This is a genomic window from Micromonospora sp. NPDC047644 (assembly GCF_040704315.1).
Classification (GTDB): Bacteria; Actinomycetota; Actinomycetes; order Mycobacteriales; family Micromonosporaceae; genus Micromonospora.
Genome location: NZ_JBEYSY010000004.1, coordinates 30355 through 43156, shown reverse-complemented (window position 1 = coordinate 43156; position 12802 = coordinate 30355). Strand labels below are relative to the sequence as shown.

The following is a 12802-nucleotide window of genomic DNA, read 5'->3' as shown; positions in this document are numbered from 1 at the left end:
GTGCCGACCGGAGAGAGACCAGCCCGCCCGTACGGGCCCGTCGAGGAGACGACTCGAATGACTTCAACGGCAACGAGGCCGAAGGGGGCGCGGGCGCGCGCCGCCATCGCGGCGAAGACGTTGCGTACCGACCGATGGTGGTTCGCCCCGCTGATCACCGTGATCGGGCTCAGCGCCTGGGTCGCGTACGCGACGGTCCGGGTCTTCATGCACAAGTGGTACTGGGTGGATCAGTTCCACTACCTGACCCCGTTCTACTCCCCGTGCGTGACCGACCGGTGTGTCGAGGAGGCCTCGCACTTCGGCCGGTTCCTGCCCGGCTGGTGGATCATCCCGGACGCCGCGCTGACCCTGCCGTTCCTGCTGCTGTTCCGGCTCACCTGCTACTACTACCGCAAGGCGTACTACCGGTCGTTCTGGCTGTCGCCGCCGGCCTGCGCGGTCCCGGACGGGCACAAGGAGTACGGCGGTGAGACCCGTTTCCCGCTGCTCGGGCAGAACCTGCACCGCTACTTCTTCTACGCCGCCGCGATCATCTCGCTGATCAACACCTGGGACGCGATCCTCGCCTTCCACTCGCCGAAGGGCTTCGGCTTCGGGCTGGGCAACATCATCCTGCTGCTCAACGTGGTGATGCTCTGGGCGTACACGATCTCCTGCCACTCCTGCCGGCACATCATCGGCGGCCGGCTCAAGCACTTCTCCAAGCACCCGGTGCGGTACAAGGCCTGGACGTTCGTCTCGGCGTTGAACGTCCGGCACATGCAGCTCGCCTGGATCACCCTCGGCACCCTGGCGCTGGCCGACTTCTACATCATGGCGCTCGCTGCCGGCTGGTTCTCCGACCTGCGGTTCATCAACTAAAGGGCCCCTGACATGACCACAACCACTCGCATCGAACGACACCACTACGACGTCGTCGTCATCGGGGCCGGCGGCGCCGGTCTGCGCGCGGCGATCGAGGCCCGGCTGGCCGGCAAGAAGACCGCGATCATCTCCAAGTCGCTGTTCGGCAAGGCGCACACGGTGATGGCCGAGGGCGGCGCCGCGGCCGCGATGGGCAATGTGAACAGCCGGGACAACTGGCAGGTGCACTTCCGCGACACCATGCGCGGTGGCAAGTTCCTCAACAACTTCCGGATGGCCGAGCTGCACGCGAAGGAGTCGCCGCAGCGGATCTGGGAGTTGGAGACGTACGGTGCGCTCTTCGACCGCACCAAGGACGGCAAGATCTCGCAGCGTAACTTCGGTGGCCACGAGTACCCGCGCCTGGCGCACGTGGGTGACCGGACCGGGCTGGAGCTGATCCGCACCCTCCAACAGAAGATCGTCTCGCTTCAGCAGGAGGACCAGCGGGAGTTCGGCTCGTACGACGCCCGGATCAGGGTGTTCTCCGAGACGACCATCACCGAGCTGCTGCTCGATGGTGACCGGGTGGCCGGCGCGTTCGGCTACTACCGCGAGTCGGGCGAGTTCATCCTGTTCGAGGCGCCGGCGGTCGTGCTGGCCACCGGTGGCGTCGGGCGCTCCTACAAGGTCACGTCGAACTCCTGGGAGTACACCGGGGACGGGCACGCGCTGGCGCTGCGCGCCGGGGCGACGCTGATCAACATGGAGTTCCTCCAGTTCCACCCGACCGGCATGGTCTGGCCGCCCTCGGTGAAGGGCATCCTGGTCACCGAGTCGGTGCGTGGTGACGGTGGCGTCCTGAAGAACTCCGAGGGTAAGCGGTTCATGTTCGACTACGTCCCCGACGTCTTCCGCAAGCAGTACGCGGAGACCGAGGAGGAGGCGGACCGCTGGTACACCGACCCGGACAACAACCGACGCCCGCCGGAGCTGCTGCCCCGCGACGAGGTGGCCCGGGCCATCAACAGCGAGGTCAAGGCCGGCCGGGGCTCCCCCGCCGGTGGCGTCTTCCTGGACATCGCGAGCCGACGGTCGGCCGACGAGATCCGCCGCCGGCTGCCGTCGATGTACCACCAGTTCAAGGAGCTGGCCGACGTCGACATCACGGCCGAGCCGATGGAGGTCGGCCCGACCTGCCACTACGTGATGGGCGGCGTCGAGGTCGACCCGGATTCGGGTGCGGCCTTCGGCCACGTACGCGGGCTGTTCGCCGCCGGTGAGGTCTCCGGTGGCATGCACGGCTCCAACCGCCTCGGCGGCAACTCCCTGTCCGACCTGCTGGTCTTCGGCAAGCGGGCGGGCGGGCACGCGGCCAGCTACGCCGACGGGCTGACCGCCCGACCGAAGGTGGCCGTGCACGAGGTCGAGGCGGCCGTGGAGACCGCCCTCGCGCCGCTGCAACGGGACACCGGCGAGAACCCGTACACCCTTCAGCAGGACCTCCAGGCGGTGATGGGGGATCTGGTGGGCATCATCCGCCGGGAGGGTGAGCTGGCCGACGCGCTGGTCCGGCTCGCCGAGCTGCGGGAGCGGGTGGCCAAGGTGAGCGCGGCCGGCGGCCGACGCTACAACCCGGGCTGGCACCTGGCCCTGGACCTGCGCAACATGCTGGTGGTCTCGGAGTGCACCGCGAAGGCGGCGCTGGAGCGGCAGGAGTCGCGCGGCGGGCACACCCGGGAGGACTACCCGACGATGGAGCCGAAGTGGCGGCAGGTCAACCTGGTCTGCGCGCTGGACGGCGACACCGTGCAGCTGACCCGCAAGCCGCTGCCGAAGATGCGGTCGGAGCTGATCGGCCTCTTCGACCGGGCCGAGCTGGCCAAGTACCTCACCGACGAGGAGCTCGCCGACTTCGACGCCCTCGTTGACGACGCTGGAGAGGCGGACAACCGATGAGCGGGAAGCGTCAGTTCCGGATCTGGCGGGGCGACGAGAGCGGCGGCGACCTCCAGGACTACATGGTGGAGGTCAACGAGGGCGAGGTCGTCCTCGACGTCATCCACCGTCTGCAGGCCACCGACGCGCCCGATCTGGCCTGCCGGTGGAACTGCAAGGCCGGCAAGTGCGGCTCCTGCTCGATGGAGATCAACGGCAAGCCGCGGCTGGGGTGCATGACGCGGATGTCGACCTTCGGCGACGACGAGACCGTCACGGTCACCCCGCTGCGCACCTTCCCGGTCATCCGGGACCTGGTCACCGACGTCTCGTTCAACTACGAGAAGGCACGGGAGACCCCGGCGTTCGCCCCTCCGGCGGACGTGGCGCCGGGTGACTACCGGATGCAGCAGGTCGACGTGGAGCGCTCGCAGGAGTTCCGCAAGTGCATCGAGTGCTTCCTGTGCCAGACGGTCTGCCACGTGATCCGCGATCACGAGGAGAACAAGCAGGCGTTCTCCGGTCCGCGGTACTTCATCCGGGCGGCCGAGCTGGACATGCACCCGCTGGACGCCCGGACCGACCGCAAGGAGTACGCGCAGGCCGAACAGGGCCTCGGCTTCTGCAACATCACCAAGTGCTGCACCGAGGTCTGCCCCGAGCACATCAAGATCACTGACAACGGGATCATCCCCATGAAGGAACGGGTCGTCGACCGCAGGTACGATCCCCTTGTGTGGCTTGGTAGCAAGATCTTCCGTCGGGGCGAGACGCCCCAGACCAGCGTGACCACCGCCCGTACGGGCTCGGCGACGCCGGGCTCCGCCCGGGGCGGGGTGCACTCGCACGCGGGTGGCTCCCACGACTCGGCGGCCGAGGCGCAGGCGCAGAGCGGCGTCAACTGGCACCGGGAGGTGCCCCACCCGACCGCTCCGGCGGTCGACGACCGGGGCAAGCTGCCGCTGACCGAGCTCACCTTCGACCGGGCCGCCGCGCCGTCGCCCTTCGGCGACGACGTGACCTTCCCGCTGCCTCCGGAGCACCTCAACTTCGCCCACCCGGAGCAGGACAACAAGCACTGACAACCCGAACAGAAACGGGGGCCGTGGCTGTCGCCACGGCCCCCGTCCCACTTCCCAACCCCACCCCAACCCCGGCCCCGGCCCCGGGCCCGGCCCCGGGACCCGGGACCCGGGACCCGGGACCCGGGACCCGGGACCCGGGACCCGGGACCCGGGACCCGGGACCCGGGCCGTTGATCATGAAGTTATTGCCCTCACGCGCGCGTGTCTTGGCAATAACTTCATGATCAACGAGAGTTGCGCAGGAGGAGGGGGCGGAGGGCGGCCACGATGGGGGCGTCGGCGGGGAGCCAGGTGACCGAGTCCAGTTCGTCGGCCGCGAGCCAGCGGAGCGCCTGGTGCTCCAGCGCCTGCGGCTGGTCACCGCCGAGCAGGCGGGCCGCGTACACCTTGAGCACCGAGCGGCCGTGCGCCATCCGTACGTTGCGGCCAACCCGGTCGCCGGTCTCGACGCGTACGGCCAACTCCTCGGCGCACTCCCGGATCAACGCGTCGGTCTCGGCCTCCCCCGGCTCGACCTTTCCGCCCGGAAACTCCCACATGCCCGCCACCTCGGGTGGGGCGGAACGCGCACAGGCGAGCACCCGCCCATCCCGGATGATCGCCGCACCGACGATCACCTTCAGGTCCCGTCGTTCGGCCTGCCCGCCATCATTCGCCCGTTCGGTCCGCACGGGCGTCCAGGGTGCCAGATCAATCGGCGGTTTGGGTACCGTAGCCGTCCGCTAGGCCAATAAGACACGGAAGTGTGGGCGTGGACACCCCCTCCGGGCAGCGAGAGACTAGGGGACACCGACAAGACACGGGATGGCGACGATTTGGCCACAAGCCGGCAACGGCGCTTGGGGGGTGCGGTGATGCGCGTGCTGTTCAGCAGCAGGGCCAAGCACGACTACCTTTCCGACGCGTTGACCTTGCTATCTGGTTGGACGCGCGAGGGCGAGCAGATCCGACGGACGCTCGTGATCGACGATACCCAACACGCCGCACTAACTGAACGGGTCAAGGTCGTCGCGGATGCGCTGCATCTGCGGCCCGAGATCAGCCGCCGGGCCGACAGCACCCAGATCCGGGTCGGGCACGGCAGCGGCGAGCCGCTGACCGAGGGCGAGGTGCTGTTGGCCGCCCGGATCGAGGACGCCTACCGGGCGGTCACCGAGGGCTGACGACCGTCTCCGCATCCGACCCGGCGTCCTGCGGGTACCAGCGCAGCTCCACCGAGTTGCCGTCCGGGTCCCGTACGTAGATCGAGGTCGCCGAACCGCGCGCACCGAACCGGCTGACCGGGCCGGTCAGCACTGTGAAGACCCCCGACTCGATCACCTGCGCCCAGTCCAGTGGAGCCACCACCAGGCAGAAGTGGTCGACGTTCGCGCCCTGCGGCTCGCCGCGGACGAGGTCGATGATGCTGTTGGAGCTGATCCGCACCGACGGGAACGGGACGGTGCCCGCTCGCCACTCGTCGACCCGTACCGGTGCCAGCCCGAGCCGGTCGCAGTAGAAGCTCAGGGACCGTTCCACGTCGGCCACGGTCAGCACCAGATGGTCGAGACCGGTTACCCGCACCGCGCTGGCCAGGTCATTGTCAATGCTCATCTCGGAGCCTCCCGCTCGGTTTTCCCTGCCGCGTTCACGATCCCCGGACGAGGGACGCCGACCAAGACCTGATGCCGCTACGATCGTTGCCCACAGGTCAACGATGGGACTGGTGTGCTGGAGCGGTACGAGGTCGAGACGTTCCTGACCCTCGCTGAGGAACTGCACTTCGGCCGGACCGCCGAGCGGTTGACTGTCAGCACCGGCCGGGTCAGCCACATCGTGAAGAAGCTGGAGCGCCAGATCGGCGCACCGCTGTTCGCCCGTACCAGTCGGGTCGTCCGGCTCACCCCGATCGGCCGACAGCTCGCCGACGAGTTGGCCCCGCTGGTGGCCGGCATCGACGAGGCCGTCCGCCGCGCGACCGACGCCGCCCGGGGCGTGACCGGGACGCTGCGGGTGGCGTTTCTCGGCGAGTGGACCGCGCCGGCGCTGCTCCGGGCGGTGGCCCTGTTCGGTGAACGGCACCCCGACTGTCGGGTGGAAGTGCACGAGGCGCAGTTGTCCACCAGCCGGTCCGGGCTGCTCGACGGCTCGACCGACGTGTTGATCGCTTCGTACCCGTTCGACGGCATGGCCACCGGCCCGGCGCTGCTCTGCGAGGACCGGGCGCTCGCGGTGGCGGCGGGGCACCCGCTCACCCGGGAACGGTCGGTGTCGTTGGAGGTGCTCGCCGATCACCCGGTGGTGCAGTACCCGACGGTGACCTCGTCCGAGTTCAAGCGGGACCGCACCCCGGAGCGCACCCCGTCCGGCCGGGCGGTGCCGAAGGGGCCCGCCGGCAACACCTTCTCCGAGATGCTCTCCCTGGTCGCGCTGGGCCGGGGAGTCCTGCCGGTGGGCGAGCACACGCGGCGCTACTACCCGCGCCCCGACGTGGCGTACGTGCCCATCCACGACGCGCCACCGATCGAACGAGGGCCGGTCTGGCTGCCCAGCAACACCACCACCCGGGTACGCGAGTTCGTCCGCGCCGCGACCGACGCGAACCCCCGATGAGGCACGCCGAGTTCCGCCACCACCGGCTGGTCCCGGTGTACGACGCGGAGTGCCGGTGGGGGCCGGACGACGACTTCTTCCGAACAGTGGTCGACGAGACCCCGGCCGCCCGGGTGATCGACCTCGGCTGCGGCACCGGCCGGCTGACCGTCGCCCTCGCCGCCGCCGGCCACACCGTCACCGGGGTGGACCCGGCCGGCGCGTCCCTGGCCGCCGCCCGCGCCAGACCGGGTGGTGATCGGGTGACCTGGATCGAGGGCACCTCGGCGCTGCTGCCGGAGCGGGCGTTCGACGTGGCGGTGCTGACCAGCCACGTCGCGCAGTTCTTCGTGGACGACGCGGAGTGGGCGCGTACCCTCGCCGACCTGGCCCGGGCGCTGGTGCCCGGCGGCCGGTTGGTGTTCGACGCCCGCGACCCGGCGGACCGTCGCTGGGAGCGGTGGAACCCGGTGGATTCGCACCGGGTGGTCACGCTGCCCGACGGCGGCCAGGTCCGCGCGTGGACCGAGGTCACCGGGGTACGCGACGGAGTGGTCGACTTCACCCACCACTACCTCTTCGACGACGGGGAGAAACTGCTCAGCGCGGCGAGCCTGCGCTTCCGCACCGAGGCCGAGCTGCGCACCTCGCTGACCAGGGCGGGCTTCGTCGTGGACCGGGTTCACGGGGGCTGGCTCGGCGAGCCCGTCGGCCTCGGCGACGGCGAGTTCGTGGTCGTCGCCCGGGTCGGCACGTTGGCACCGGTTTCCTAACCTGGAGCACATGGCGAACATCGCGTACGACCGCAAGGAGCAGGTCCAGCAGATCGAGAGTGGCCTCCTCGAAGGCGAGCAGATCATCGCCGTCTACGACGCCGTCGGCACCGGCACCGGCTTCATCGGGCTGACCGACCGGCGCGTGATCATTCAGGACCGCTCGTTCGTCGGCAAGCGGTTCGCGATCACGAGCATCCCGTACTCGAAGATCACCAGCGTGAGCGTGGTCAGCAACAAGTCGTGGGGTGGGTCGTTCTTCTCCACCGGCGCCATCGCCATCCACGTCGGTACGCACACCTACGAGGTGGAGTTCCGTGGCGCGCAGAAGAGCCACCACGTGCACAACGTGATCCTGCACCACATCTCCTGACCGCACGTCCCGTCGGGGGCCCGGCTGGCGTAATTGCCTTGCCGGGCCCTCGGCGTCTCTGGTGTCCTCGGTCGACAGTCACGCGAAGGGAGCAGCCACCATGCCCAACACGACGAAGTCCCCCGAACCGACCGTCATCCGACCCGACGAATCGAGACTTCGTGAGCAGGACTGTTCCCCTGGCGCTGCGCAGCGCCACTGACCCCAACCCCGGAGGCCGCTGATGTCGGTCTTCGACGATCCCGGCCTCTTCGGCCGACTCTGGGCCGCCGACTACGACGGCCCCGGCAACCCCGACCCCGCGCCAGCCGTGGACTTCCTGGCCGACCTGGCCGACGGAGGTCCGGTTCTCGAACTGGCGATCGGCACGGGCCGGGTCGCGCTGCCGCTGGCCGAACGCGGCCTCGCCGTGCACGGCGTCGAGGCGTCCGAGGAGATGCTCGCGCACCTGCGGGCGAAACCCGGCGGCGACCAGATCCCGGTGGTCGTCGCCGACATGGCGGACGTACCGGTGCCTGGCGAGTTCCGGCTCGCGTACCTGGTCTTCAACACCCTGTTCAACCTGGTGGACGCCGAGCGGCAGGCGGACTGCTTCCGCAACGTCGCCCGGGTGCTGTCGCCCGGCGGCGCGTTCGTCATCGAGACGTTCGTGCCCGATCCGCGTGACTTCGACCGCCACGAGCAGGTGCAGGTACATGCCGTGACCGAGGACTCCGCGACGATCCGACTGCACCGGTACGACCGGCCGGCGCAGCGGTTCATCCGGCAGACGATCACGTTCGACGGGGACGGTGTGCACCTGAAGCCGTTCGCCATGCGCTACGCCTGGCCGCACCAGATCGACGAGATGGCGCAGCGGGCCGGGCTCCGGCTCACCGAGCGGTACGCCGACTGGCACCGGCGACCGTTCCAGGCCGACAGTCCGTCGCACATCTCGGTCTACCGCACGGAGTAGCGGTTTGATCGGCTCGGGTTCCGGAAAGTCGAGCAGTCATCGCCCCGACGTCAAGGAACCCGAGTCGATCCCCCGCCGACCGAGAGTGAGATGCCGCCATGAGCAGACGAGCCATCCATGTGGTCCTGGCCCTGTCGGTCGTCCTCATGGTCACCGGCATCATCCTCAAGGTGACCGGGGACGGCGGGGCCGACACGGCCGGCACTGTGGCGGTGTCGCTCGCCTCGGTGGGTTCGATCGTGGCCAGCATCGGCTCGTCCTTCCGTGCTGCCCGCCGAAACGACGGCTCGAACCGGTGACCCGGCCGTTCACCCTCGGCTGATTCTGCTGCCAGCAGTAGGTGTTGATCCGCGGGTCCCGCGCCGGGTGAGCTGACTTTCATGACAGACGCCGCCCGATTCCCGCGCTCCTCTCCGTACTGGCCGGTGGTCAGTCACCCTCGGCTCCGACGCGTCCTACCCGGGCTGGCCGTCTCCGCGTTGGGGGACGGCCTGGCGGTGGTCGCGGTGACCTGGCTCGCCATCCAACTCGCCCCGCACGATCGCACCTGGTTCGCGCTGGCCATTGCGGCGTACACACTGCCCAGCGCGGCCGGGACCGTCGTCTTCGGTCGGCTGCTGCGCGGGCGCAGCGGCGCACAACTCGCCGGGTGGGACGCGATCCTGCGGGCCAGCGCGCTCGCGGCGATCCCCCTCGCGCACCTCACCGGTGTGCTCACCGTCTGGCTGTACGTCCTCCTGCTGGCCGCCTCGGCGTTACTGCACTCGTGGGGAACCGCCGGGCGCTTCACCCTGATCGCCGAGCTGCTGCCGCCACAGCACCACCTGCCGGCGAACGCCCTTCTCACCACCATCGCCGCATCCGCCACCATCGTCGGCCCGCCGCTGGCGGGCGTTCTGATCGGCTGGGTGAGCCCGGTGTGGGTGATCGCTGTCGACGCCGTCACCTTCGCCGTGCTGGCCCTCACGTACCGTTTCGCCCTTCCCGACGCCGGCGGCGTCCAGCGGGCCGAGCGCGGCGCGTCGCGGACGGCCGGTTTCGCTGTCATCCGCCACAACCCCGCCCTGCTGGGCCTGCTGGTGTTGAGCCTCGGGTTCTTCTTCCTCTTCGGACCGGTGTACGTGGCGATGCCCATTCACATCACCGACGACCTGCACGCGTCCGCGACGCTGCTCGGCGCCTACTACACCGCCTTCGGTCTCGGCGGGCTCGTCGGCGGTGTGATCGCCGGCCACCTTCGCGACTGGCCGCTGCGCGCCACCACCATCGGCATCGTCATCGGGTTCGGGGTGGCCATGCTGCCCCTCGGCCTGGGCGCACCGGTCAGCCTGTCGCTGCCGGCCTTCGCGCTCGCGGGCGTCATCTGGGCGCCCTACCGGTCGACCTCGATAGCGCTGTTCCAGCGCAGCACGTCGACCACGCAGCTCCCGGCGGTGCTGGCCGCGAACGGCGCCATCCTCGTGCTGGCGGTGCCTTTGGGCACCATGCTGGGCGGGCCGTTGGTGAGCGCCCTCGGGGCACGCCCGACGCTGCTGCTCTGTGCGGTGGCGATAGCCGCTCTCGGCCTGACCGCCGGGGGGATCGCGATCTCGCGGCGAAGCGTGCGATCCCCCGGCGGCCCAACCAACACCGAGGTCAGTGCCCGTCGCTGATCTGGACGTCGTCCGGCGCCGGCCGGCCGCGCCCCGTCTCGACCAACTCCTTGAGGCTCATCAGGAAGATCGCCCACTTGGTGCTGCACTCGTGCATGAGTTCGGTCGGCTCGCGCCACGCCGCGTGCGTGAAGTCGACGATCGTGTACCGACCCCGCTGGGCGAGCCGCCAACTGATCTCGGTGCCGATCCACTCCTCCGGGCCACCGACGACCCGCCACCGCACCCGGCCGGCCGGGTCCAGCTCAAGGATCTCCAGGTCGAACCCGCCCTCGTCACCGAAGTGGACGGCCAACTGCCCGCCGACCTCGCTCTTGCCGGTCGTGTCGACCGACCACCAGCCGGCGACGCCTTCGGGGGTTGCCACCGCGCGGTAGACGTCGGCAAGTGGAGCGACGACGCCGACCTGGTGCAGGATGTCGACCATTTTCAGCCTCCCTGGTTGCTGATGCGGTGGTGTTCGATCGTCTCCGCGATGCGCTTGATCCGGCGGAGGCGGGCGTCCCAGGTCGAGCCGACCGCCGACAACTGGGCGACCGCGCGGGCGAGTTGCGCCTCGTCCACCTGGTAGTGACGCTCGCGACCGGCCGGTTCGGCGTGGATCAGCCCAACCCGGTCGAGGACCGCAAGGTGCTTCGAGACGGCCTGACGGGTGACGGGTAGCCGTCTGCTCAACGAGGTGGCCGTGCCGGGCCCGTCAGCGAGAAGAAGATCGATCATCGTACGACGGATCGGGTCGCCGATTGCCGACCACAGCTCGTCGTCGACCACCGCGCTCATGGGGTCGCGACCAGCCGCACGATGTACTCGCCCAGCCGGGGCATGTAGTGATCCCAACCGTTCTCGTGGTCGCGGTACTGCTCTTCCAGGACAGCGACCTCCCAACCCAGCTCACGGAACCCGGTCTCGGTCATCCGGATCAGTGTGCCGCCACCGCTGGGCACCAGGTCGAAGGTGACGAAGAGCGCCTGCCCGTTCCGGTCCGGCTCGGTGAAGCACCACCGGAAGGCGAACCGCTTGGGCGGGTCGACCTCGACGACGGCGATCGCCACGGTCTTCGTCTCTCCGGTGTCGGCGTCGCGCCAGACCAGCTCGCCGGGCGCACCGGCGACGGATTCGAACCGCGCGTCGTCGGGCCACCACTCCCGCATGTGCTGGGGCTGGCTGACCACCTCGAAGACGACCTCGGGGGACGCGTTGACGTGGATGTCGCGTTCGATCGTTCCCTGTTCCATGTCCACAACCTTTCGCAACCTTTGGTTGCACTTAACCTACGACAGCCCACGCCTCTCACGCAACCTTTCGTTGCGCGTCGCGGTTCCGTCGTACCCGGGGTGCACGATCGGCACATGTCTGAGCCAACGCCCCACCGACACCACGCCATCGACTACGTCGAGCTCACGGTGACCGACCTCGCCGTGGCCAAGCGGTTCTACGCCGACGCGTTCGGTTGGCAGTTCAACGACTACGGGCCGGAGTACGCCGGCATCCGCAGCCCACACGGCGACGGCACGCCCGAGGTCGGCGGTCTCCGTCTGGACAGGACGGTCCGGGCGGGCGGCCCGCTCGTGCTGCTCTACTCCAGCGACCTGGACCGGTCCGCGCAGGCCGTCAAGGAGGCCGGCGGCCAGGTGGTGGACGGGCCGTACGAGTTCCCCGGTGGCCGGCGGTTCCACTTCACCGATCCCAGCGGCAACGAGCTGGGCGCCTGGGCAGAGCAGTAGGGCTCCCCGATCGTTCGGACCGGGGGGTGGTCGTCGCCGCCCGCTCCGGCAGAGTGTCCCCATGGCCGGAAGGGGATTGGACGCCGAGGGATGGATTGCGCGTGAGGGTGCACTGAGCCGCGTCCCGGCCGCCTTCGCCGGTGTTGTCGAAGCGGCACGCACTCGGACAGCCGAGTCGTTCGACGATGGTCGGCTGCACAGCGCCTACCTCTACGGCAGCATCCCGCGCGGCACCGCCACCCTCGGCGTCTCCGATCTCGATCTGCTTCTCGCCCTGCGCACCGAACCGACCGAGGCCGACCGGACGGCTGCCACCAGGATCGAGCAGGACCTCGACCGGTCCTTCGCACAGATCGACGGCGTGGGCATCCTGCTGTTCAGCGCCCGTACGCTGCTCAGCGAGCTTGAGCGGCACGACCTCGGTTTCTTCGTGGCCTGCCTGTGCACTCCCCTGCTCGGCGACGACCTCGCCGACCAACTCCCCCGTTACCGGCCCACTCCCCTGCTCGCCCGCGAGACGAACGGAGACCTCTCTCTCGCGCTTGCGGGGTGGCGCCGCCAGGCAGCCGAAGCGGACACCGACCAGCAACGCCAGACTCTCACGCGGCTCGTCGCTCGTCGCATCGTCAGGACCGGATTCACCCTGGTCATGCCTCGGTGGGGTGGCTGGACGAGCGACCTCACCGAGTCCGCCGAGGCGTTCGGACTTCACTATCCGGAACGCGTCGGGCAGATGCGGAGAGCTGCCGTCGTCGGCCGCCGGCCTTCCCCGGATCCAGGCGTGCTCGGCGAACTCATCGACGACCTCGGGCCCTGGCTGGCCGCGGAGTACGTGGCGGTCCACGGCGAGAAGGCCGCCCGCCCCTGACCTACTGCCCCACCCCG

17 protein-coding genes are annotated in these 12802 nt (G+C 69.6%); 12 read left to right on the top strand and 5 right to left on the bottom strand.

From position 1 onward, the window contains the following. Window positions 1–57 precede the first annotated feature (57 nt). From AB0877_RS07995 to AB0877_RS07985, 3 genes are read left to right on the top strand one after another with little or no spacing between them, the layout of a single operon-like run. Complete coding sequence (locus AB0877_RS07995; RefSeq protein ID WP_124859396.1) at window positions 58–864, top strand: hypothetical protein; 807 nt, start codon at window positions 58–60, stop codon at window positions 862–864. A gap of 12 nt (window positions 865–876) precedes the next feature. Further along, window positions 877–2805 (top strand): fumarate reductase/succinate dehydrogenase flavoprotein subunit, encoded by a 1929-nt coding sequence (locus tag AB0877_RS07990; RefSeq protein ID WP_366607762.1) that lies wholly within the window; start codon window positions 877–879, stop codon window positions 2803–2805. Then, window positions 2802–3866, top strand: a complete 1065-nt coding sequence (locus AB0877_RS07985) for a succinate dehydrogenase/fumarate reductase iron-sulfur subunit (protein ID WP_366607760.1) — start codon at window positions 2802–2804, stop codon at window positions 3864–3866. Before AB0877_RS07990 ends, AB0877_RS07985 begins: the two co-directional genes overlap by 4 nt. 227 nt (window positions 3867–4093) lie before the next feature. On the opposite strand, the gene AB0877_RS07980 is transcribed toward AB0877_RS07985, so the two are convergent. Continuing rightward, window positions 4094–4540: a (deoxy)nucleoside triphosphate pyrophosphohydrolase gene (locus tag AB0877_RS07980; protein ID WP_366607758.1), complete on the bottom strand. Its 447-nt coding sequence runs from the start codon at window positions 4538–4540 to the stop codon at window positions 4094–4096. 183 nt (window positions 4541–4723) lie between these two features. Here AB0877_RS07980 and AB0877_RS07975 point away from each other — a divergent pair, with 183 nt between their 5' ends. Beyond that, on the top strand, window positions 4724–5032 hold the full coding sequence (locus AB0877_RS07975) for a 4a-hydroxytetrahydrobiopterin dehydratase (protein WP_357602244.1): 309 nt from the start codon (window positions 4724–4726) through the stop codon (window positions 5030–5032). Here the strand turns inward: AB0877_RS07975 and AB0877_RS07970 are convergent. After that, window positions 5019–5462, bottom strand: a complete 444-nt coding sequence (locus tag AB0877_RS07970) for a VOC family protein (RefSeq protein WP_366607756.1) — start codon at window positions 5460–5462, stop codon at window positions 5019–5021. The two genes, AB0877_RS07975 and AB0877_RS07970, sit on opposite strands and share 14 nt — an antisense overlap. A gap of 114 nt (window positions 5463–5576) precedes the next feature. Here AB0877_RS07970 and AB0877_RS07965 point away from each other — a divergent pair, with 114 nt between their 5' ends. The 6 genes from AB0877_RS07965 to AB0877_RS07940 all read left to right on the top strand — a co-directional run bounded on the left by AB0877_RS07965 (window position 5577) and on the right by AB0877_RS07940 (window position 10193). Further along, a complete protein-coding gene (locus tag AB0877_RS07965) occupies window positions 5577–6461 on the top strand; it encodes a LysR family transcriptional regulator (RefSeq protein ID WP_366607755.1) in 885 nt (294 codons plus the stop codon). Then, the gene (locus tag AB0877_RS07960) at window positions 6458–7213 is read left to right on the top strand and encodes a methyltransferase domain-containing protein (protein WP_366607753.1); all 756 of its coding nucleotides are present in this window, start codon (window positions 6458–6460) and stop codon (window positions 7211–7213) included. Before AB0877_RS07965 ends, AB0877_RS07960 begins: the two co-directional genes overlap by 4 nt. A 10-nt stretch (window positions 7214–7223) precedes the next feature. Beyond that, window positions 7224–7586, top strand: coding sequence for a PH domain-containing protein (locus AB0877_RS07955; protein ID WP_030337500.1), 363 nt, complete (start codon window positions 7224–7226; stop codon window positions 7584–7586). Between the two features lie 223 nt (window positions 7587–7809). After that, on the top strand, window positions 7810–8541 hold the full coding sequence (locus AB0877_RS07950; RefSeq protein WP_366607751.1) for a class I SAM-dependent methyltransferase: 732 nt from the start codon (window positions 7810–7812) through the stop codon (window positions 8539–8541). A 98-nt stretch (window positions 8542–8639) separates the two neighbouring features. Then, window positions 8640–8840, top strand: coding sequence for a hypothetical protein (locus tag AB0877_RS07945; protein WP_366607749.1), 201 nt, complete (start codon window positions 8640–8642; stop codon window positions 8838–8840). 81 nt (window positions 8841–8921) lie between these two features. Next, complete coding sequence (locus AB0877_RS07940) at window positions 8922–10193, top strand: MFS transporter (protein WP_366607748.1); 1272 nt, start codon at window positions 8922–8924, stop codon at window positions 10191–10193. Here AB0877_RS07940 and AB0877_RS07935 read toward each other — a convergent pair. From AB0877_RS07935 to AB0877_RS07925, 3 genes are read right to left on the bottom strand one after another with little or no spacing between them, the layout of a single operon-like run. Beyond that, on the bottom strand, window positions 10177–10620 hold the full coding sequence (locus AB0877_RS07935) for an SRPBCC domain-containing protein (protein WP_366607746.1): 444 nt from the start codon (window positions 10618–10620) through the stop codon (window positions 10177–10179). The genes AB0877_RS07940 and AB0877_RS07935 overlap by 17 nt on opposite strands. 2 nt (window positions 10621–10622) lie before the next feature. Next, window positions 10623–10973, bottom strand: a complete 351-nt coding sequence (locus AB0877_RS07930) for a metalloregulator ArsR/SmtB family transcription factor (RefSeq protein ID WP_366607744.1) — start codon at window positions 10971–10973, stop codon at window positions 10623–10625. Beyond that, on the bottom strand, window positions 10970–11428 hold the full coding sequence (locus tag AB0877_RS07925) for an SRPBCC domain-containing protein (RefSeq protein WP_366607742.1): 459 nt from the start codon (window positions 11426–11428) through the stop codon (window positions 10970–10972). The genes AB0877_RS07930 and AB0877_RS07925 overlap by 4 nt, the downstream gene beginning before the upstream one ends. A 114-nt stretch (window positions 11429–11542) precedes the next feature. Between AB0877_RS07925 and AB0877_RS07920 the strand changes: the two genes are divergently transcribed. Together AB0877_RS07920 and AB0877_RS07915 are read left to right on the top strand one after the other, a co-directional pair. Further along, entirely contained in the window at window positions 11543–11917 is a 375-nt protein-coding gene (locus tag AB0877_RS07920; RefSeq protein WP_366607741.1) for a VOC family protein, read from the top strand. A gap of 61 nt (window positions 11918–11978) precedes the next feature. Beyond that, window positions 11979–12785 (top strand): nucleotidyltransferase domain-containing protein, encoded by an 807-nt coding sequence (locus AB0877_RS07915; RefSeq protein WP_366607739.1) that lies wholly within the window; start codon window positions 11979–11981, stop codon window positions 12783–12785. Window positions 12786–12802: the final 17 nt, after the last annotated feature.